We start from the raw sequence: 22,121 nt of genomic DNA on the forward strand, positions 1-22,121 counted from the left end.
GGAAAATAATATGATTCAATGGTGGCAAATTTTATTTTTAACCCTTTATTCAGCTTACCAGATTTTGGACGAATTAACGCTTAACTCGTCAGCTGGTTCCCCTGTATTTGCAGGATTTATAGCCGGTATTATCATGGGAGATGTGGAGACTGGTTTGTGGATTGGTGGTAGTCTACAATTAATGGTTCTTGGAGTAGGGACATTTGGTGGAGCTTCTCGTATTGACGCTACTTCTGGTGCAGTTATTGCAACAGCATTTTCAGTAGCCCAAGGGATAAAACCAGAAATGGCCATTTCGACTATTGCTGTACCTGTTGCAGCTTTGATGGTTTACACAGATATCCTAGGACGTTTTTCAACAACCTATTTTGCTCATAGAATTGATAAACACGTTGAAAATTTCAATTATAAAGGTATTGAGCGTGATTATCTGATGGGAGCTCTTCCTTGGGCCTTATCAAGAGCACTCCCTGTCTTTTTAGCTGTTGCACTCGGTGGTGGATTTGTGCAAACATTAGTAGACGGCATTCAACAAGTTCAATGGTTAGCTGATGGTTTAACCTTGGCAGGAAAAATGCTACCCGGTCTTGGTTTTGCCATTTTACTTCATTACTTACCTGTCAAACGTAACCTTCATTATTTAGCATTAGGCTTTGCTATCACTGCTATGCTAACAACTGTTTATAGTAATTTACAAACGGCGGGTGGAGCTCTTGCTACACTTTCCAAAGATTTCAATGCAGCGCCATTTAAAGGTCTTCCTATGATTGGTATTGCTGTTATCGGTGCAGCATTAGCAACTCTTCATTACAAAAATGGTCAAAGAGTGAACGTCATAGAACAAAAAGTTGAAGTGGCAGAAAGTGGGGAAATAGAAGATGACGAAATCTAAATATCAACTAACAAAACAAGATTTTAATCAAATAAATAAACGTAGTCTTTTCACCTTTCAATGGGGATGGAATTATGAACGAATGCAAGGTTCTGGATATCTTTATATGATATTACCTCAGCTTCGTAAAATATATGGAGATAATACACCTGAATTAAAAGAAATGATGAGAGTTCATACACAATTCTTTAATACTTCAAACTTTTTCCATACCATTATTACAGGAATTGATTTAGCTTTAGAGGAAAATGAAGGATTGTCTTCTAAAGATGCCGTTAATGGTGTTAAAACAGGATTAATGGGACCTTTTGCACCAATTGGAGATTCTGTTTTTGCATCATTAGTACCAGCAATTATGGGTTCAATTGCAGCAGGACTAGCAAAAGAAGGTGTTTGGTCAGGTGTTACAGGCATCCTGATGTGGGTTTGTGTTCAAATGGCAATTGCAGTTTTTCGTTGGAAACAATTGGAAATTGCCTATAAAGAAGGAACAAAACTTGTTACAACCATGCGCGATAAACTAACATCACTTGTAGACGCAGCTTCCGTAATGGGGGTTTTCATGGTTGGTGCTTTAATTGCAACAATGATTAATTTCCGTTTCATAGCTGCTCCTAAAATAGGTGAAAAAGTCATTGATATTCAAGACTTGATGAACACGATCTTTCCACAATTACTACCTGCATTATTTACAGGAGCTATTTTCTGGATACTTGGTCGTAAAGGTATGACCCCAACTAAGGCAATTTTCTTGATTATCATCTTTGCATTAGCAATGTCTTACTTTAAGATTCTAGGAGTTTAAAATGGGAAAAAAATTAATATTAATCAGTCATGGGAAATTTTGTGAGGCTCTTAAAGATAGCGTTGAAATGATTATGGGCCCACAAGAGGATATTTTAACAGTTGGCCTAGAGCCTTCAGAAGGAGCAGAAGACTTTAAAGAGAAATTTCTCAACACTATTCAAGATGAAGGAGAAGTCACAGTTTTTGCAGACTTGATGGGGGGAACACCTTGCAATGTTGCTTCGCGGTTAATCTTAGAAGGAACTCGATTTGATCTTTATGCAGGTATGAGCATGCCTATGGTAATTGGCTTTCTTAATGGTCAACTATTAGGAGAAACTGTGGATTATAAAGCTTACGCTATAGATAATACTCATCATGTTAATGCCATACTGTCCAGCATAGAAACAGATGATGACGACCTTTAAAGAAAAATGGTTAAGGTGCCTTTAAGAAAGCTAGTGTAAGATAAACATATCCTAGCAATAGGAACCCTAATAATTCTTCTTTTCATAAACCTCCTAGTAGAAAAAACGACCCTTACCCGAGGGTCGTTTTTGACATCTTCTGAGATTATGTAGATTTCTGAACCTTGTTCATTGATACCCAAGTTTGTCGGTTTCCTATTTGAATAAGGAGTCCTTTTGTTTCCTTGTGAATCTGTAAAACTTTGTAGTTTCCTGGAATGATAAAGAAATCGCTGGGGTAGAGTATTTGATCTCCACTTTGTTGTCCGTCTCTGTTGCTTTCAAGGACAGGACCTGGATCTAACCAATTTAGAGGACCAGGCTCTCCACCAGCTAAGTCCTTACTAGAAAGCAGGCTACCATGAATTTGAGTGACTTGGTAAATACCAGAAAAAGTAACTTGGTCACCTGGGGCAAAGTCCTCCTGTTTTGAACTTTCCTTAGAAGTTACCTTAGCAATTGGGATGTAGCGTCTTTGACCAGAATAGGCAATGTATGATAGCCATTGATAACCATCAGCAATTACGGTTTTATCATAGTGAACCATTTGGCCGGCCTGGTAAAAGGCAATTGCTTGGTTATTGGCAATAGGCTGAGCTTTTATGGGCATCTGTTCGGTAAAATGATAACTCCCTTGGTTTGGAATTGTTGATTTCGGGCTTTGCATAGGAGAAGAGATGGGAATATTTCCAGTATCGATATCTTTGAAATGAATAAAACCACTGACTTGATGACTGTTAATGACTCTTCTATGATATTGTTCAGGACCTTGTCCGGCATCAAAATTATATTCTTCTAAGGTAACTAGATTACCATTAACCTCCGCAACCCAGGAGACATGTCCATAGGCAAGATGAGAACCATTTATTCCTTTATCAAACCAGGCAACGGCTCCTACTGCTGGGATATCATTAACAGGATACCCCATTCGTCTAGCAATATGACCCCAAGTATCAGCATTTCCTAAACCAGAAGGGATTGAAAACCCATTTACTTGATTCAATCTAAAAGCAACAAATGAGGTGCATTGCCTTCGGTACATTCCCCAAGTGTCTGTACCCCAACCGGATTTCCATGCAATGGGATAATCATCCCCCAGTACAGCTGCATTGACTGTCTCTAAAGAATGTAAACTGATCGTTAAGAGCAAAAATAGACTGACGATTTGAGATAATAAGATTTTTATGAATTTCATGTCATCCTCCTTTCTTATCTATTCGAAAAAAAAACAACTGTCTGGAATACAGTTGTTTTTTAGGAAAGCCTATCATTTAGTATTTTTGCTATAAAATAACAGGGTTAAGGAAGAAATGAAGGTCAATGATGCGAAAATTTGCCATTCTTTCAAATGAAAATAGTTGAGTATCCAAAAGAGTAAAGTAAAGAAGAGACAGAGATAAAACAGGGATTTTGGAGGCTGAGAATCCATGATGGTCGACGTCTCCTTTCTATTATATTTTATATTGACAAGGTCAGCATAACAAAAAACGATGACAGTGACTATAGCAAAAATGTCTGATTCGGCTTCCCTTATCTCCTCCATTCGACAAAACGGCCAATATTTTGTCTTGTCTAAAATCTGAATTAGATTTTAAAATCTGAATTGACAGAGCCAAGGGTAAGTATTATGGTAATCATTAAGGTAAGGTGACGTTATATGAAAACCATTTTAAAAACAATTTCAGTTCAAAAGAAACTGCAAGTTTGCAGTTGTTTCATGACCTTTGTTATGCTTTTTATTAGCATTCACAATATTAATTATCAAACTGACTATCAGATTAACTGGCTAAGCCAATTGCTATTGATAGGATTATATTTTAATTCGGAGAAGATTGTTAAGGATGGTAGTTGGTTAAGACTTTTCTTCATTTTATTTCTCAGTGATTACCTGATGACTTATTTTTCAGTTTTATCTTTTTGCTTTATTCGAATAAGCCTGTCAGATGCTATTATTCTCGCCCTCCTATTTTTAAGTATCTTTTCCATTCTGACATTTTATTTAGATAAAATAGAAAAACATAGTTGTAGATTGAGAGATTGATACAGATAATGACAATAGTGTTGATAAGAGATTATAAAAAGAACTCATCTATAACAGTATCGTCTGTATTTACTTTTAAGCATCATAACAATGTAAAAGATATCCTATTATTTTTAGGATATCTTTTAAATTCACGAACAAATATGGTATACTTGTTATATTAAATTCGCTTTTATGAGGTAAAGAATGAAACTATTTGTTGTTGGTTCAGGTGGTCGAGAGCATGCTATTGCTAAAAAGTTGTTAGAATCTGAAGGAGTAGACAAGGTTTATGTTGCCCCTGGTAATGATGGGATGACTCTTGATGGCTTGAATCTGGTCAATATTGCTATATCCGAACATTCTAAGTTGATTGATTTTGCTAAGGCTAATGACATTGCTTGGACTTTTATAGGCCCAGACGATGCTTTAGCAGCTGGTATTGTCGATGATTTTAACAGAGCTGGCTTGAAAGCTTTTGGTCCAAGCCGTTTGGCAGCAGAGCTAGAGTGGTCAAAAGATTATGCTAAGGAAATCATGGTTAAGTACCAAGTTCCAACAGCAGCCTATGGCACATTCTCCGACTTCGAAGAAGCCAAGACCTATATCCTGGAAAAAGGTGCACCAATCGTTGTTAAGGCTGATGGCTTGGCTCTAGGTAAAGGTGTGGTGGTTGCGGAAACGGTAGATCAAGCTATTGATGCTGCCCGTGATATGCTTTTAGATAACAAATTTGGAGACTCAGGAGCTCGTGTGGTAATCGAGGAATTCCTAGAGGGTGAGGAGTTTTCGTTATTTGCCTTTGTCAATGGGAATAAGTTCTATATCATGCCAACAGCTCAAGACCATAAGCGGGCCTATGATGGCGACAAAGGTCCAAATACAGGTGGAATGGGAGCTTATGCCCCAGTACCTCATATCTCTCAGGAAGTGATTGATACAGCCATTGAAAGCATTGTGAAACCTGTTATTAATGGCATGATTCAAGAAGGACGTCCTTACCTCGGGATACTTTACTGCGGTTTGATTTTGACGGAAGATGGACCAAAAGTTATTGAATTTAATGCTCGCTTTGGTGATCCGGAGACACAAATCATTTTGCCACGCTTAACGTCAAATTTTGCACAAAATATGACAGATATTTTAGATCAAAAAGAACCTGATATGACTTGGCTTGATACAGGCGTAACACTTGGAGTAGTTGTGGCCTCAAATGGCTACCCATTAGCCTATGACAAAGGTGTTGAACTTCCTAGTAAAACAGAAGATGATATCATTACTTATTATGCCGGCGCTAAGTTTGATGAAAATGGCCAAGCTCTGCTATCAAACGGTGGACGTGTCTATATGCTCGTCACCACAGAAGATAGTGTTCAAGCTGCGCAAGACAAAATCTATCGAGAACTCAAAAACCAGAATACAGAAGGGCTCTTTTACCGTAATGACATCGGCAGCAAGGCTTTGAAGTAAGGTTAAATATGAAACAAAAAGAAAAGTTATAAAAAAAGGAGAGAAAATGGAAGCTATTGTATCCATCATCATGGGGTCTAGTTCTGATTGGGCAACTATGCAAAAAGCAGCAGAAGTCTTGGATAAATTTGGCATTGCCTATGAGAAAAAAGTGGTTTCTGCTCATCGGACACCTGACTTGATGTTCAAGCATGCCGAAGAAGCGCGTGGCCGTGGTATCAAGATTATTATTGCGGGTGCTGGAGGTGCAGCGCATCTGCCTGGAATGGTAGCTGCTAAAACAACCTTGCCGGTTATTGGTGTACCTGTGAAGTCACGTGCTTTGAGTGGTCTTGATTCCCTATACTCTATTGTGCAAATGCCAGGTGGCGTTCCTGTTGCAACTATGGCTATTGGTGAAGCAGGGGCTACCAATGCAGCATTGACAGCTTTACGAATCCTTTCTATTGAAGACCCCAAAATGGCTCAGGCATTAGCTGATTTCCAATTGGAACAAGGTAAACTTGCGGAGGCTATGACAGATGAGCTCAACTAAAACAATTGGAATTATTGGTGGTGGTCAACTAGGTCAAATGATGGCTATTTCGGCCATTTACATGGGGCATAAGGTGATTACTTTGGATCCAGCTGCTGATTGCCCATCATCACGTGTCAGTGAAGTCATTGTGGCACCTTATGATGACGTTGATGCGCTTCGCCAGTTGGCAGACCGTTGTGACGTCCTCACGTATGAATTTGAAAATGTTGATGCTGATGGTTTAGATGCTGTTATTAATGATGGTCAATTACCACAAGGGACAGACCTTTTACGAATCTCTCAAAATCGCATCACTGAAAAAGACTTTCTTGCCAACAAAGCAGGTGTCAAAGTAGCGCCTTATAAAGTGATTAAATCTGCAGCTGACTTGGATGCCATTGACTTAACTAAAAACCATGTCCTTAAAACAGCAACTGGTGGCTATGATGGTCACGGCCAAATCGTGATTAAGTCTGAAGCTGATCTTCCTAAGGCTAGAAAATTAGCTGACGCTGCTGACTGTGTCTTGGAAGAATTCGTTCATTTCGATCTTGAAGTGTCTGTTATCGTCTCAGGTAACCAGAAAGAATTTACGGTCTTCCCAGTCCAAGAAAACATTCACAGAAATAATATTTTGTCTAAGACCATTGTGCCAGCTCGTATTTCAGAAGCTTTAGCCGAAAAAGCTAAAGATATGGCATTAGCAATAGCTAAACAGTTAAATCTGGCTGGAACGCTCTGCGTAGAGATGTTTGCTTCAAAAGACGATATTATGGTTAATGAAATTGCCCCTCGTCCACACAATTCTGGACACTATTCCATCGAAGCTTGTGATTTCTCTCAGTTCGACACGCACATTCTGGGAGTGCTTGGTTTGCCGCTGCCAGCCATTACCTTGCATGCTCCAGCTGTTATGCTCAATGTCTTGGGTCAACATATGGACAAAGCGCAAGCCTATGTCCAAGAAAACCCTAGCGCCCACCTTCATCTTTATGGTAAACTAGAAGCGAAACATAACCGCAAAATGGGACATGTGACGCTGTTTAGTGATGTGCCTGATGAGGTTGAGGAGTTTTAGGAGACTATTTTTATTTTGATTCGTCCTTGTCTCGTCTTGTTGTACGCAAGTACTGTCTGTGATTTCGACCCCTCGACTGGGACAGAAGATTTTTTATAAAAAAGAAAGAAGGGCATCGTATTCACTAAATCGAATACGGGCTACGGACTTCCATTCAAAAATTAAGATAAAGAAAGGAAAGAGGGTTTTACCGAGTATTTGAACTCGGGCTAAAAGCTTCGGAAAAAAGATAAACTGCCTTGTGTGCAAGCACACTGCGTTAGTTTCCTATTTTTCTTTTGCTTTTGAACGCCCTCTGTATCATAAATTATGTTAGAACGTTATTCACGCCCTGAGATGGCGAACATTTGGAGTGAAGAGAATAAATACCGTGCTTGGTTAGAGGTGGAAATCTTGGCTGATGAAGCTTGGGCTGAGCTTGGTGAGATTCCTAAGGAAGATGTGGCTAAGATTCGTGCTAATGCGGATTTTAATGTAGATCGTATTCTTGAGATTGAAAAAGAGACTCGCCATGATGTGGTGGCTTTCACCCGTGCGGTTTCTGAGACCCTTGGTGAAGAGCGCAAATGGGTTCATTATGGGTTGACTTCGACTGACGTTGTTGACACAGCCTATGGCTACCTTTACAAACAAGCTAATGACATTATCCGTCGTGACCTTGAAAACTTTACGCAAATTGTGGCTGAAAAGGCACGCGAACATAAAATGACGATTATGATGGGTCGTACGCACGGTGTGCATGCGGAGCCTACAACATTTGGTCTTAAATTAGCCACTTGGTACAGCGAAATGAAACGTAACCAAGAGCGTTTTGAGCATGCTGCAGCTGGTGTTGAGGCAGGGAAAATTTCTGGCGCGGTAGGCAATTTTGCTAACATTCCGCCATTTGTGGAAGAATATGTTTGCGATAAACTTGGCATCCGCCCCCAAGAGATTTCAACACAGGTATTGCCGCGTGACCTTCATGCAGAATATTTTGCGGTTCTAGCGAGCATCGCAACGTCTATTGAACGTATGGCAACTGAAATTCGAGGTTTGCAAAAATCTGAACAACGCGAAGTGGAAGAGTTCTTTGCTAAAGGGCAAAAAGGGAGCTCAGCAATGCCACACAAACGCAATCCAATTGGTTCTGAAAACATGACTGGCTTGGCGCGTGTTATTCGTGGTCATATGCTCACAGCTTATGAAAATGTTCCTTTATGGCATGAACGTGATATTTCGCATTCTTCTGCCGAACGGATTATTACTCCTGACACAACCATTTTAATCAATTACATGCTTAACCGCTTTGGCAATATCGTTAAAAACTTAACAGTATTTCCTGAAAATATGATCCGCAACATGGGTTCCACCTTTGGTCTTATCTTTAGTCAGCGCGTTATGCTTAAGTTAATTGAAAAAGGAATGACTCGGGAAGAAGCCTATGACTTGGTGCAACCAAAAACAGCTTATTCATGGGATAATCAAGTAGATTTTAAACCTCTTCTGGAAGCGGATGAAGCCGTAACATCACGTTTGACGCAAGAAGAAATTGATGAACTCTTTAACCCTGTTTACTACACCAAACGTGTGGATGACATTTTTAAACGATTAGGTTTATAGAAATAAGGCGAAGGCCTTATTTTTTTATTGTTTAATCATTAACAAAAAATAATAAAAATGTTATAATTAATAAAAATGTGAGATTGGGGTGTGAATCATGCAAGGCTTAGGTCTTAAAATGAAAGAATTGAGAAAGAAAAAACAGATGACACGAGAGGCTCTTTGTGGTGATGAGTCGGAATTATCAGTTCGTCAACTAGCAAGAATTGAATCTGGACAATCTAATCCTTCTCTAGCCAAAGCTCTTTTTATTGCAAAAAAATTAGGAGTCCCTTTGTCTGATTTCGTCAATCCTAAAGAACTTGACCTGCCAAAACGCTATCAAGAATTGAAGTATTTGATTTTAAGACATCCGACTTATATGAATACAGACTCTATAGAAGAAAGAGAATCCCAGTTTGATATCATTTTTGAAGATTATTATGCGGATTTGCCTGAAGAAGAACAGGTACTCATTGATCGCTTACAGTCTAGATTTGAAGTTTATCAAAGTGGGAATAGCGTTTATGGTCAAGATCTTTTGCTTGAATATATTGATCAAATAAAAAAGAAAAAAACCTATGATCTGAATGATATCTTTTTTATAGATTTATATTTAACCTGTGGTTATGTCTCTTCATTTAAAGAAACACTTTTTGATAAAGGAATCTTTGAATGCTTTACCAGTAAGTTGATCCTCTTAGAAGAAAAGTTAGATTTCAAAGATTTATTTTTACTCAACAATGTTTTGATGACTGCTATTGCAGTTGGATTAACCATTGAAGAATATGTAAAAATACGGACACTATTAAATGTCTGTCGTCGTATTATGACAATTACGCAAGATTTTCAAAGAATGCCTATTTATTATATGTATGAGTGGCGTTATACCCTATTTCATGAAAAAGATTTCCGAAAAGCTCCCTATTACTATCAACAGTCCTTGCTATTTGCCCGGACACATGGGGATGAGTATTTAAAAACTATGATAGTAAATGCTTGGCAAGAGGATCAAGATAAGGTAAAGACATTGGAAAGTCAGAAGGAAATTTAAAAGGAAGTTGAGAACTATTTTTTTAACATGACATTTATGTCATGTTGTTTTTTTATTCTTTTCGTTACAATAGATAAAAAATAAAAGGAGAAACATTTATGTTTAAAAAAATTCATTTTTATGTAACTACTTTTTCTTTTCTAGCTGTTGCACTGATTACTTTTCTATCTGAAAAAGATTGGTGGCATATCGGATGATACCCAATATTCTTTATGATATAATGATGTCATGACTAGAATATTAGATAACGATTTAATGGGTGATGAAGAGTTAATTGAACGGACGCTTCGCCCTCAATACCTGAAAGAATACATTGGACAAGATAAAGTTAAAAATCAACTGTCTATCTTTATTGAAGCAGCGAAATTAAGAGATGAATCACTTGATCATGTCTTACTCTTTGGGCCTCCGGGCCTAGGTAAGACAACCATGGCATTCGTTATTGCTAATGAGCTTGGTGTTAATTTAAAACAAACTTCCGGTCCAGCTATTGAAAAGGCAGGAGACCTTGTTGCTATTTTAAATGATTTAGAACCCGGAGATGTTTTATTTATTGATGAGATTCATCGTATGCCAATGGCTGTTGAAGAAGTACTATATAGCGCCATGGAAGATTTTTACATTGATATTATGATTGGAGCAGGAGACACAAGTAGGAGTGTTCATCTAGAACTTCCTCCTTTTACATTAATTGGAGCAACGACTCGTGCGGGGATGTTATCAAATCCTCTAAGAGCTCGCTTTGGAATCACTGGGCATATGGAATATTATCAGGTTGATGATCTGACGGAAATTGTGGAACGTACCTCTGATATCTTCGAAATGGCTATTGTCCATGAAGCTGCTTTGGAATTAGCAAAACGTAGTCGAGGAACCCCCCGAATTGCTAACCGCTTATTAAAAAGAGTTCGAGATTATGCTCAGATTATGGGTGATGGGGTAATCACGAAAGAAATGACCGACAAGGCTTTAGAAATGCTTGATGTTGATCATGAAGGTTTAGATTATGTCGATCAGAAAATTCTCAGAACCATGATTGAAATGTATAACGGTGGTCCAGTGGGATTAGGAACCTTATCTGTCAATATTGCTGAAGAAAGAGATACTGTTGAAGATATGTATGAGCCTTATCTTATTCAGAAAGGGTTTATTATGAGAACCAGAACGGGCCGAGTAGCAACAGAAAAAGCCTACCGTCACCTGAAGTACCCATTAGATACAAAAACGGAATAGGCAAATATTTTATAAATTGAATAAACAAAAGACCTCCAACAGGATATGTTGGAGGTCTTTTGTGAGATTTATGAAAAAAGTTATTTTTAGGATGATTCTATCATAGCCTTAAAAACTTAAAAATAGCTTAAAATGAAAGAAAATAAAGATAAGGCGTGATATAATATATTTTCGAGGTAAACTAAAAATAAAGGTTGGATTTTTCAGTTAAAAATAGATAATTTGTTATAATATGGAAGAGGTGTTCATGATGAAAAAAATTTGTTTTGTCTGTTTGGGTAATATCTGTCGTAGCACAATGGCAGAATTTGTAATGAAGTCTCTAGATGATGATAACAGTTTACACATTGAAAGTAGGGGCACTTCAAATTGGGAGCACGGGAACCCTATCCATCTTGGCACTCAAAAAATATTAAAGAAGTATGACATTCCTTTTGATTCTTCTAAAACCTCAATGCAAATTTTAGAAAAAGATTTACAAGATTTTGACCTTATTCTTGGCATGGATGAGAAAAACGTTTTAGATTTGTTAACACTATCGAAGGGGAGATGGGATGAAAAGATACATCTATTCCTTGACAAGGGTGTTCCTGATCCATGGTATACAGGTGATTTTGAAGAAACCTATGATTTGGTTAGTAAAGGGTGTCGTCGATGGTTGACAACATTAGGGAAATAACAGTATGAGAGAGCAATTGCAAACATTAAAAACATTTTTCAAAAATAGCAATATCACAAGGAGTAAGGTGGAAGTTATTTCGGCTATTTTCTTAGTGATTTGTGGTCTGACAGTATTGACCGCTGAGAGAAAGTCAAAACAAGTCTTGACTTATAATCATGGACAAATCAAATATTCAGGATATGTTGTTAATAACAGGATGAATGGTGAAGGACAATTGACTTTTGAGAATGGAGACAGCTATCAAGGCCATTTTACAAATGGTCAATTTGATGGTAAAGGTACATTTAAAGCCAGTAATGGTTGGTCTTATCGCGGCGACTTTAAAAAGGGTCAGGCTGATGGTAAAGGTGTCTTAAAAGCAAAAAACAATAAGGTTTATAAAGGAACCTTTAAGCAGGGGATTTTTCAAAAATGAGAATAAAATGGTTTTCCTTAATTAGGGTTACGGGACTTTTTTTGGTTCTGATTTACCACTTTTTTAAAAATAGTTTTTCGGGTGGTTTTATCGGTGTTGATATTTTCTTCACCTTTTCAGGGTATTTAATCACGGCCTTACTAATTGATGAATATTCAAAAAATCAAAAGATTGATATTATTGGTTTTTACAGGAGACGCTTTTATCGAATAGTTCCTCCTCTTGTTTTAATGATTTTGCTAGTCATGCCTTTTACTTTTTTGGTAAAAAGTGATTTTGTGGCTAGCATTGGTCGACAAATTGCTGCTACCATTGGCTTTACAACCAATATTTATGAGATACTTACTGGTAGTAGTTATGAGAGTCAATTTATCCCTCATCTCTTTGTACACACTTGGAGTTTAGCCATTGAAGTTCATTTTTATTTATTATGGGGCTTAGGCGTATGGTATTTAGCCAAGAAAAATTATGATGATAAGCAGTTTAGAAGCCTTCTTTTCATGATTTCAGGTCTTATTTTTATCATGAGCTTCTTATATATGTTTATTAGAGCTTTCTTTGTTTCGAATTTTTCATTGATTTATTTTTCAAGTCTTGCGCACATTTTCCCTTTCTTCTTAGGGGCTATGTTTGCAACGATCTCTGGTATAAAGGATACCACTGTCCGATTCCAAAAAAATGTAAAATTATGGCCTAAAAAATATGTTATAGGGGTTATTTTTGGAGCTTTTGCGCTCTTGTTTTTATTGACTTTATCTCTAGATTTTAATCATTTATTTACTTATCTATTTGGTTTTGTTTTAGCAAGTCTATTTGCCGCTGTGATGATTTATGCAGCGCGTGTTTTAAATGATCAAACACCTGAGGTGGAGGAACCTTATCTTTTAACCTATATTGCTGAGGTCAGTTATGGCGTCTATCTTTTCCATTGGCCATTTTACATTATTTTTTCACAACTCATGGGAAATGGATTGGCCGTTTTTCTAACGCTCTTCTTCTCTTTCCTTTTTGCATCGGTTTCTTATTATATTTTAGAGCCATTTATTTCAGGCAAAAAACCAAGATTATTTGGATATGAATTGGATTTAATGCCATATGTCAAATGGGGTGCGATTTTTGGTTCGTTTTTGATTTTATTAACAGTTGGGCGAGTATTAACAGCACCTAAAATAGGGAATTTTGAAAAGCAATTATTGGTTGGTGCATTGCAACAGAATCAAAGTAACATCAATCAAACACATACTATTGCAGCTGGGGATGCAAATGCACTGAGTGATATTACCATTATTGGTGATTCAGTTGCTTTGAGATCTCAAAATGCATTTGCAAAAATAATGCCTGGCGCTCAATTAGATGCAGCGGTAAGCCGGAATTTTAGTTTAGCTTATGAGATTTTTGATAACCGAGTTGAAAGTAAAACCTTATCAAAAACAACGGTATTAGCTGTTGGTGTGAACTCACTCGATAGTTATCAAGAGGATTTGCAAAAATTTATTAAAGATTTGCCCAAGGGGCATCGACTTGTTTTGGTATCCCCTTATAATGCCAAAAACTTGTCACAAGTAGCAGAGGCCAGAGAATATGAAAATCAACTGGCCAAAAAATATTCCTATGTAACCATTGCAGACTGGTATAAAGTTGCAACTGAAAACCCAGATATTTGGGAAGGAACTGATGGTGTTCATTATAGTGATGCTGACACAAAAGGGGCAGAATTGTATGTAACTACTATAAAGACAGCTGTTGAAAGAGCAGCCAAGCAAGAAGCAAAATAAGACTTTAAAGGTCTTATTTTTTTGTCAAAAAAAGTTTGAAAAAAAGTTCACAAATTTATTGTGAAACTATTTACAAACTTTTATTTTGTGTTATAATATTTTTGTAAACGAAATTGTGAAACTTTTAACAAGTTGAAATAAGGAGATTATAATGGTCAAAGAAAAATTAACTGCAGAACAAAAATTAGCAGCTGCACAAGAACACGTTGATGAACTTGTTCAAAAAGGGTTAGTAGCTTTAGACGAGTTTCGTAAATTAAATCAAGAACAAGTTGATTATATTGTTGCGAAAGCTTCAGTAGCGGCGCTTGATGCTCATGGTATTTTAGCAATGCATGCTTATGAAGAAACTGGCCGTGGTGTTTTTGAAGATAAAGCGACTAAAAATTTATTTGCTTGTGAACACGTTGTGAATAATATGCGTGGTGTTAAAACAGTTGGTGTTATTGAAGATGATCCTATTACTGGTTTGACAAAAATCGCTGAGCCTGTTGGTGTTATCTGTGGTGTGACTCCAACAACAAACCCAACGTCAACAGCTATTTTCAAATCATTAATCGCATTGAAAACACGTAACCCAATCGTCTTTGGCTTCCATCCATCAGCACAAGAATCTTCTGCTCATGCAGCTCAAATTGTTCGTGATGCTGCAGTTGCTGCAGGTGCTCCTGAAAACTGTATTCAATGGATTTCAAAACCTTCTATGGAAGCAACTGGTGCTTTGATGAACCATGATGGTATTGCAACCATTTTAGCTACTGGTGGTAATGCAATGGTACGCGCAGCTTACTCTTGTGGTAAACCTGCTCTTGGGGTGGGTGCTGGTAACGTTCCTGCCTATATTGAAAAATCTGCAGATATTCGTCAGGCAGCTCACGATATCGTTATGTCAAAATCATTTGATAATGGTATGGTTTGTGCTTCTGAACAAGCTGTGATTATCGATAAAGATATTTACAAAGAATTTGTTGAAGAATTTAAATCTTACAAAACTTATTTCGTTAATAAAAAAGAAAAAGCCCTTCTTGAAGAATTCTGTTTTGGTGTAAAAGCTAACAGCAAAGATTGCTCTGGTGCCAAACTAAATGCTGATATCGTTGGTAAACCAGCAACGTGGATTGCTGAGCAAGCAGGATTTACAGTTCCTGAAGGAACGAACATTTTAGCAGCAGAATGTGCTGAAGTTGGTGAAAAAGAACCATTGACACGTGAAAAATTGTCACCAGTTATAGCTGTTCTAAAAGCGGATTCTACGGATGATGGTCTTAAAAAAGCTCGTCAAATGGTTGAATTCAATGGTTTAGGTCACTCAGCTGCGATTCATACGAAAGATGAAGAACTTGCAAAACGTTTCGGTACAGAAATGAAAGCAATGCGCATTATTTGGAACTCTCCATCTACATTTGGTGGTATCGGTGATGTTTACAATGCCTTTATTCCATCATTAACTCTAGGTTGTGGTTCATACGGACGTAACTCAGTCGGAGATAACGTAAGTGCTATTAACCTTCTTAACATTAAGAAAGTAGGGAAACGTAGAAATAATATGCAATGGTTTAAAGTTCCTTCAAAAATTTACTTCGAACGTAATTCAATTCAATACCTTCAAACTTGCGAAGACATTGAACGTGTCATGATTGTCACAGATAAATCAATTGAAAAATTAGGTTTTGTTCAACGTGTTATTGATCAATTAAATCTTCGTCGTAACAAAGTAACAATTCAAGTATTTTCTGATGTTGAGCCTGATCCAGATATCACAACAGTTCACCGTGGTACTGAGGCTATGCGAGCATTTGAACCTGATACCATCATTGCATTAGGTGGTGGTTCACCAATGGACGCTGCTAAAGGTATGTGGATGTTCTATGAACAACCAGAAGTTGATTTTGGCGATCTTGTTCAAAAATTCATGGATATCCGTAAGAGAGCCTTTAAATTCCCAAGCTTAGGTAAAAAAGCAAAATACATCGGTATTCCTACAACTTCTGGTACAGGTTCTGAAGTTACACCGTTCGCAGTTGTTTCTGACAAAGCTAATAACCGTAAATATCCATTGGCTGACTATGCCTTGACACCAACAATTGCTATTGTTGACCCAGCGTTAGTTGAATCAGTTCCGGCATTTATTGCTGCTGATACTGGTATGGATGTTTTAACCCATGCGACTGAAGCCTATACATCAAACTTCGCAAATGACTATACAGATGGTCTTGCACTTCAAGCCATTAAATTAGTCTTCCAATACCTTAAAAAATCAGTTAATGAAAATGATATTGAAGCTCGTGAAAAAATGCATAACGCTTCAACGATGGCTGGTATGGCTTTTGCCAATGCCTTCCTTGGAATGAGCCACTCTATGGCGCATAAAATTGGTGGTGTTCACCATACAGTTCATGGACGCACAAATGCTATCTTGTTACCTTATGTCATCCGTTATAATGGAACTCGTCCATCAAAAACAACAACTTGGCCAAAATATAACTACTGGAAAGCAGATGAAAAATTCCAAGATATTGCTCGTATGTTGGGCTTACCAGCATCTACTCCAGAAGAAGCTGTGGCATCATATGCTCAAGCAGTCTATGATTTAGGTGTTGCTGTAGGCATTAAAATGAACTTTAAAGATCAAGGAATTGATGAAAAAGTTTGGATGGATAGTTTGCATGAAATTGCTCTTCTTGCCTATGAAGATCAATGTTCTCCAGCAAATCCTCGTCTTCCATTAGTTAAAGATATGGAAGAAATCATGGCTGATGCTTACTATGGTTATGCAGAACGCCCAGGAAGACTTAAATAAAATCAAACTCTTGTTGTAATGCATCAAGCATCTGGTTATGGAGACATTACCAGATGTTTTTGATAGAAATTGTAAAAATAGGATTCTTAGATGTTTACATCAAATGTAAGAAGCGTTATAATATAGCTGACAAATTTAGTGAGTTAATTAAGGGGGAAAAGATGATGGATGAACGGTTTTTTGACGTTCTAGCAATGGTCTGGATTGGCATAGCGGGCACAGACTCTCGCTGGGTATAATAGTCTGAAGAGCGCTAGTGTGATTGCTAGTGCTTTTTCTTTTACCTTTGGTCAGTATCCAAAAAGAGACTAAATATGTTACAATAGCAAAAAGACTTTTGAGGTGAAAATTTGTTATGGGTTTAATTTATCAATCAACACGTGATCAATGTAATCAAGTAAGCGCTAGCCAAGCTATATTGAGTGGATTAGCTTCTGATGGTGGCTTATATACACCAATTAAACTACCAAAGCTTGATTTGAATTTTGACGATTTGCAGTCAGCTTCTTATCAGGAAATTGCTAAATTGATTATGTCAGCATTCTTTGATGATTTTACTGATGAAGAATTAGATCACTGTATTTCGTCTGCTTATGACGACAAGTTTGATACGGATCTTATTGCACCGATAGTGTCATTAAAGGATTATCACAATTTAGAGTTATTCCATGGGGCTACTATTGCCTTTAAAGATATGGCCTTATCTATTTTGCCTCATTTACTAACAACTGCTGCAAAAAAACAAGGTGTTGACAATAAAATAGTGATTTTAACAGCAACTTCAGGTGATACTGGTAAGGCAGCAATGGCCGGCTTTGCAGATGTTCCGGGTACAGAGATTATTGTTTTTTACCCTAAACATGGGGTTAGCAAAATTCAAGAGCTTCAAATGACAACGCAAAAAGGGCAAAACACACATGTTATTGCAATTGAAGGTAACTTTGATGATGCTCAAACGGAAGTTAAGCGGATGTTCAATGACCAGGAATTAGCTGCCAAATTGGCAAAGCAAGGTATTCAATTGTCATCAGCTAACTCTATGAATATTGGTCGGTTAATTCCTCAGGTTGTTTATTATGTTTATGCCTATGCTCAATTGGTGAAAAAGCGCAGCATTCAAGTAGGTGATGAGATTAACATTACGGTTCCAACTGGTAATTTCGGTAATATCTTAGCTGCTTATTATGCTAAAGAAATTGGTCTGCCGGTTTCTAGGCTAATTTGTGCTTCAAATGAAAATAATGTTTTGACTGACTTCTTTACCAACTTAACTTATAATAAGAAACGTCCTTTCAAAGTGACCAGCAGCCCGTCTATGGATATTTTGGTCTCTTCAAATCTAGAACGCCTTATTTTCCATTTACTTGGCAATGACTCTGAAAAAACTAAAGAACTTATGCTTAAGCTGTCCAAAGATGGTGAGTATCAGCTTGAAGGCATTCGAGAGGATATTTTTAATATTTTTAGAGCTGGTTTTGCTTCGGAAGAAGAGACTAAAGCTGAAATCAGAGCAATTTTTGAAAGTGATAACTATGTTATTGATCCTCACACGGCTGTAGCCTCAGCTGTTTATAGAGAGTATCAAAAAATTAGTGGAGATCAAACTCTAACGGTGATTGCCTCAACAGCTAGTCCTTATAAATTTCCGTGTGTAGTGGTAAATTCCATTAGTTCAGAATTTATTGAAAGTGATTTTAAAGCAGTGGAAGCATTAGAAAAATTATCTGGTGTAACTATTCCGAAGGCAGTCAGAGGTCTTGAAAAAGCAGAAGTATTGCATGAGACCTTGGTTGCGACAAAGGATATGCAAGAGGCAGTTGAAAAATACTTAGGAGTACAGTAAGGAGCCTTTTGGGCTCCTTTATTTATGGTGATGAAAATGACATATCGACAAAGGATTTTACAGATTGCATTACCAGCAATGGCTGAAAATGTCCTGCAGATGCTTATGGGAGTTATTGACAATTATTTCGTTGCCCATATTTCTCTAGCTGCAGTTTCTGGTGTTGCGATTGCAAATAACATAATTACTTTGTATCAAGCTCTCTTTATTGCAATGGGATCGGCTATTTCAAGCCTCTTGGCACGAAGTATTGGACAAGGAGATGAGGGAAGAGAACTTAAGTATATGGCAGATGCTATTATGCTGACACTCTTATTATCCATTTTTATTGGTTTGTTAAATTTAGTATTTGGACGTCCGATACTTGTAGCGCTTGGAGCACGTTCTCAAGTGCTTGGAAATGGTTATAGCTATCTTCTTGTTGTAGGAGGACTAATGGTTGCGTTAGCCATGTTGACAACGCTTGGTGCAATTGTCAGGGTGAAGGGATTGGCAAAGATTCCAATGCATGTGAGCCTTCTGACAACGATTTTGAATGCCCTGATGTCAGGTTTATCTATTTATGTCTTTGATTTGGGTATGTTAGGTGTTGCCTGGTCTACTGTCATATCACGTTGGATCGGAATTATGATATTAGCAAGCTTTTTACCAATGAGGGCAATAATAAGAAAAATGAAAGTCAGGCTAAATCTTGAAATGATTTCTTTAGCTCTTCCAGTAGCAGGTGAACGCATTATGATGAGGCTTGGTGATTTATTCATTTTGATGATAGTTGTCCATTTGGGGACCCGCATTGTCGCAGGCAATGCAATTGGCGAAAGTATTAGTCAGTTTAACTACATGCCTGGTATGGCTGTCGCAACAGCAACATTGATTCCTATTGCACAGTTTTTGGGAAGACAAAAAGATGATGACATTGAACCATTTGTAAAAGAAGCATTTAAACTTTCTACTATTATAATGTTAATCTTCAGTCTTTTTATCTTTTTGTTGTCATCTACGCTGATTGCTTACTTTACTGAAGATAAAATTGCCAGCAATGCAGCAAGAGTGGTTTTATTCTTTTCAATGATTAGTGCACCAGCAACATCTGGTACGCTGGTTTACACAGCAGTCTGGCAAGGATTGGGGAATTCAAAATTACCATTCTACGCGACAACTATTGGCATGTGGTTTGTTAGGATTCTATTAGGTTATTTCTTAGCTATTCAGTTGAGACTTGGTTTGGAAGGGGTTTGGTTGGCGACCGCTATGGATAATTCGTCAAGATGGTTTATTCTCAAAAGACAATTCGATAAAAGAGAAAAGTTTCAAGCTAATTGAAACTTTTTAAAATTTATTTGGTAAAAATACTTGCAAAGAGATGGTTTATTTGGTATCATACTATGGTGCTGTAAAAATACAGCTGTAGCTATGATACGAGAGGTTGCGACACGCTCGGTTGCATTGCCACGCAACACGTGTTGGTTTTCTCGAGGAGCTAGCCTATTATCGTAAATAGACGAGAGGAGAAAAGATGGCAAATAAAAAAATCCGTATCCGTTTGAAAGCGTACGAACACCGTACACTTGACACAGCGGCAGAAAAAATCGTTGAAACTGCAACACGTACAGGTGCAACTGTAGCTGGACCAGTTCCACTTCCAACAGAACGTAGTCTTTACACAATTATTCGTGCGACTCACAAATACAAAGATTCTCGCGAACAATTTGAAATGCGTACTCACAAACGTCTCATCGACATCGTGAACCCAACTCAAAAGACTGTTGACGCTCTTATGAAATTGGACTTACCAAGTGGTGTAAACGTAGAAATCAAATTATAATTTGATCTCTGAGCACAAAAAACGCTCGTTAAAAACTTTTTTGAGCACGAAAAACGCTCATTAAAAACTTTTTGAAATAATATAAGAAAAGGAAATATTTTCTCATGACAAAAGGAATCTTAGGGAAAAAAGTGGGAATGACTCAAATCTTCACTGAATCAGGCGAATTTATCCCTGTTACTGTCATCGAAGCAACTCCAAACGTTGTGCTTCAAGTTAAAACTGTTGAAACAGATGGTTATGAAGCTGTTCAAGTTGGTTTTGACGACAAACGCGAAGTATTGAGTAACAAACCTGCCAAAGGCCATGTAGCAAAAGCTAACACAGCTCCTAAGCGCTTCATTCGTGAATTCAAAAACATTGAAGGCTTAGAAGTTGGATCAGAAATTACTGTAGAATCATTCTCAGCTGGAGATGTTGTTGATGTAACGGGTACTTCAAAAGGTAAAGGTTTCCAAGGTGTAATTAAACGCCATGGTCAATCACGCGGACCAATGGCTCACGGTTCTCGCTACCATCGTCGTCCAGGTTCAATGGGACCTGTTGCGCCAAACCGTGTTTTCAAAAACAAACACTTGGCAGGACGTATGGGTGGTAACCGTGTAACAATTCAAAATCTTGAAATTGTACAAGTTATCCCAGAGAAAAACGTTATTCTTATCAAAGGTAACGTACCAGGTGCTAAGAAATCTCTTATCACTATCAAATCAGCAGTTAAGGCTGCTAAATAATACGAAAGGAGAAAACAGTTAAAATGGCAAACGTAAAACTATTTGACCAAACTGGTAAAGAAGTTAGCTCTGTTGAATTAAATGATGCTATCTTCGGTATCGAACCAAACGAATCAGTTGTTTTTGATGTTGTAATTAGCCAACGTGCTAGCCTTCGCCAAGGTACTCATGCGGTTAAAAACCGTTCAGCAGTATCAGGTGGCGGACGTAAACCATGGCGTCAAAAAGGAACTGGACGTGCTCGTCAAGGTTCTATCCGCTCACCACAATGGCGTGGTGGTGGTGTTGTCTTCGGACCAACTCCACGTTCATATGGATACAAACTTCCACAAAAAGTTCGTCGCCTTGCTTTGAAATCAGTTTACTCAGCAAAAGTTGCTGAAGATAAATTTGTAGCTGTAGAAGGCCTTTCATTTGCAGCGCCAAAAACTGCTGAATTTGCAAAAGTGCTTTCAGCGCTAAGCATTGATTCAAAAGTACTTGTTATCGTTGAAGAAGGAAATGAATTTGCAGCACTTTCTGCTCGTAACCTTCCAAACGTTAAAGTTGCGACAGCAACAACTGCAAGTGTTCTTGATATCGTAAACAGCGATAAACTTCTTGTTACTAAAGAAGCAATCTCTACTATTGAGGAGGTTCTTGCATAATGAATTTGTACGACGTAATTAAAAAACCTGTTATCACTGAAAAATCAATGTATGCTCTTGAAGAAGGGAAATATACATTTGAAGTTGATACTCGTGCACACAAACTCTTAATCAAACAAGCTGTAGAAGCTGCATTTGAAGGGGTTAAAGTTGCAAATGTAAACACTGTAACTGTAAAACCAAAAGCAAAACGCGTTGGTCGTTACACAGGATTTACTTCAAAAACTAAAAAAGCTATCATCACTCTTACAGCTGATTCAAAAGCAATCGAGTTGTTCGCAGCTGAAGCTGAATAATCTAAGGAG

The 22,121-nt window shown here is 37.6% G+C and carries 22 protein-coding genes; 21 read left to right on the plus strand and 1 reads right to left on the minus strand.

Features of this window, described 5'->3' with window-relative positions; all coding sequences use genetic code 11:
• Window positions 1–10 precede the first annotated feature (10 nt).
• The 3 genes from DQM95_RS00350 to DQM95_RS00360 are packed head-to-tail and all read left to right on the plus strand — an operon-like array spanning window position 11 to window position 2,106.
• Window positions 11–892: a PTS mannose/fructose/sorbose/N-acetylgalactosamine transporter subunit IIC gene (locus tag DQM95_RS00350; protein ID WP_012657612.1), complete on the plus strand. Its 882-nt coding sequence runs from the start codon at window positions 11–13 to the stop codon at window positions 890–892.
• Window positions 879–1,697 (plus strand): PTS system mannose/fructose/sorbose family transporter subunit IID, encoded by an 819-nt coding sequence (locus DQM95_RS00355; RefSeq protein WP_012657613.1) that lies wholly within the window; start codon window positions 879–881, stop codon window positions 1,695–1,697. The genes DQM95_RS00350 and DQM95_RS00355 overlap by 14 nt, the downstream gene beginning before the upstream one ends.
• A 1-nt stretch (window position 1,698) precedes the next feature.
• Window positions 1,699–2,106 (plus strand): PTS sugar transporter subunit IIA, encoded by a 408-nt coding sequence (locus tag DQM95_RS00360; protein WP_012657614.1) that lies wholly within the window; start codon window positions 1,699–1,701, stop codon window positions 2,104–2,106.
• A gap of 145 nt (window positions 2,107–2,251) precedes the next feature.
• Here the strand turns inward: DQM95_RS00360 and DQM95_RS00365 are convergent, their stop codons facing one another.
• Window positions 2,252–3,340: an SH3 domain-containing protein gene (locus tag DQM95_RS00365; protein WP_037593501.1), complete on the minus strand. Its 1,089-nt coding sequence runs from the start codon at window positions 3,338–3,340 to the stop codon at window positions 2,252–2,254.
• A 1,032-nt stretch (window positions 3,341–4,372) separates the two neighbouring features.
• Between DQM95_RS00365 and purD the strand changes: the two genes are divergently transcribed.
• The 18 genes from purD to DQM95_RS00455 all read left to right on the plus strand — a co-directional run bounded on the left by purD (window position 4,373) and on the right by DQM95_RS00455 (window position 22,112).
• A complete protein-coding gene (gene purD / locus DQM95_RS00375; protein WP_037593506.1) occupies window positions 4,373–5,635 on the plus strand; it encodes a phosphoribosylamine--glycine ligase in 1,263 nt (420 codons plus the stop codon).
• A 46-nt stretch (window positions 5,636–5,681) separates the two neighbouring features.
• Complete coding sequence (gene purE / locus DQM95_RS00380) at window positions 5,682–6,170, plus strand: 5-(carboxyamino)imidazole ribonucleotide mutase (RefSeq protein ID WP_012657620.1); 489 nt, start codon at window positions 5,682–5,684, stop codon at window positions 6,168–6,170.
• On the plus strand, window positions 6,157–7,230 hold the full coding sequence (gene purK, locus DQM95_RS00385; protein WP_111685883.1) for a 5-(carboxyamino)imidazole ribonucleotide synthase: 1,074 nt from the start codon (window positions 6,157–6,159) through the stop codon (window positions 7,228–7,230). Before purE ends, purK begins: the two co-directional genes overlap by 14 nt.
• 309 nt (window positions 7,231–7,539) lie before the next feature.
• Window positions 7,540–8,832, plus strand: a complete 1,293-nt coding sequence (gene purB / locus DQM95_RS00390) for an adenylosuccinate lyase (RefSeq protein WP_012657622.1) — start codon at window positions 7,540–7,542, stop codon at window positions 8,830–8,832.
• A 118-nt stretch (window positions 8,833–8,950) separates the two neighbouring features.
• Entirely contained in the window at window positions 8,951–9,865 is a 915-nt protein-coding gene (locus DQM95_RS00395; protein WP_249630218.1) for a helix-turn-helix domain-containing protein, read from the plus strand.
• A gap of 98 nt (window positions 9,866–9,963) precedes the next feature.
• Window positions 9,964–10,062 carry a quorum-sensing system DWW-type pheromone gene (locus DQM95_RS10095; protein WP_198433762.1) on the plus strand — a complete coding sequence of 33 codons (99 nt, stop codon included), beginning with the start codon at window positions 9,964–9,966 and terminating at the stop codon, window positions 10,060–10,062.
• Between the two features lie 31 nt (window positions 10,063–10,093).
• Window positions 10,094–11,098, plus strand: a complete 1,005-nt coding sequence (ruvB, locus tag DQM95_RS00400) for a Holliday junction branch migration DNA helicase RuvB (RefSeq protein WP_012657625.1) — start codon at window positions 10,094–10,096, stop codon at window positions 11,096–11,098.
• 250 nt (window positions 11,099–11,348) lie between these two features.
• Window positions 11,349–11,777, plus strand: a complete 429-nt coding sequence (locus DQM95_RS00405) for a low molecular weight protein-tyrosine-phosphatase (protein ID WP_012657626.1) — start codon at window positions 11,349–11,351, stop codon at window positions 11,775–11,777.
• Between the two features lie 4 nt (window positions 11,778–11,781).
• Window positions 11,782–12,195 (plus strand): MORN repeat-containing protein, encoded by a 414-nt coding sequence (locus tag DQM95_RS00410; RefSeq protein ID WP_012657627.1) that lies wholly within the window; start codon window positions 11,782–11,784, stop codon window positions 12,193–12,195.
• Window positions 12,192–13,970, plus strand: a complete 1,779-nt coding sequence (locus DQM95_RS00415; RefSeq protein WP_012657628.1) for an acyltransferase family protein — start codon at window positions 12,192–12,194, stop codon at window positions 13,968–13,970. Before DQM95_RS00410 ends, DQM95_RS00415 begins: the two co-directional genes overlap by 4 nt.
• Before the next feature lie 151 nt (window positions 13,971–14,121).
• Window positions 14,122–16,770: a bifunctional acetaldehyde-CoA/alcohol dehydrogenase gene (adhE, locus tag DQM95_RS00420; RefSeq protein ID WP_046388907.1), complete on the plus strand. Its 2,649-nt coding sequence runs from the start codon at window positions 14,122–14,124 to the stop codon at window positions 16,768–16,770.
• 53 nt (window positions 16,771–16,823) lie between these two features.
• Window positions 16,824–17,009: a hypothetical protein gene (locus tag DQM95_RS00425; protein ID WP_037593510.1), complete on the plus strand. Its 186-nt coding sequence runs from the start codon at window positions 16,824–16,826 to the stop codon at window positions 17,007–17,009.
• Between the two features lie 116 nt (window positions 17,010–17,125).
• A complete protein-coding gene (thrC, locus tag DQM95_RS00430; protein WP_037593512.1) occupies window positions 17,126–18,613 on the plus strand; it encodes a threonine synthase in 1,488 nt (495 codons plus the stop codon).
• A 36-nt stretch (window positions 18,614–18,649) separates the two neighbouring features.
• A complete protein-coding gene (locus DQM95_RS00435; protein ID WP_196295939.1) occupies window positions 18,650–19,936 on the plus strand; it encodes an MATE family efflux transporter in 1,287 nt (428 codons plus the stop codon).
• A 193-nt stretch (window positions 19,937–20,129) separates the two neighbouring features.
• Entirely contained in the window at window positions 20,130–20,438 is a 309-nt protein-coding gene (gene rpsJ, locus DQM95_RS00440) for a 30S ribosomal protein S10 (protein ID WP_003046044.1), read from the plus strand.
• A gap of 104 nt (window positions 20,439–20,542) precedes the next feature.
• Entirely contained in the window at window positions 20,543–21,169 is a 627-nt protein-coding gene (rplC, locus tag DQM95_RS00445) for a 50S ribosomal protein L3 (RefSeq protein ID WP_012657633.1), read from the plus strand.
• A 23-nt stretch (window positions 21,170–21,192) separates the two neighbouring features.
• On the plus strand, window positions 21,193–21,816 hold the full coding sequence (gene rplD / locus DQM95_RS00450) for a 50S ribosomal protein L4 (RefSeq protein WP_012657634.1): 624 nt from the start codon (window positions 21,193–21,195) through the stop codon (window positions 21,814–21,816).
• On the plus strand, window positions 21,816–22,112 hold the full coding sequence (locus DQM95_RS00455) for a 50S ribosomal protein L23 (RefSeq protein WP_012657635.1): 297 nt from the start codon (window positions 21,816–21,818) through the stop codon (window positions 22,110–22,112). Before rplD ends, DQM95_RS00455 begins: the two co-directional genes overlap by 1 nt.
• The last annotated feature ends 9 nt before the right edge of the window (window positions 22,113–22,121 follow it).

The organism is Streptococcus uberis, from assembly GCF_900475595.1.
Lineage (GTDB): Bacteria > Bacillota > Bacilli > Lactobacillales > Streptococcaceae > Streptococcus > Streptococcus uberis.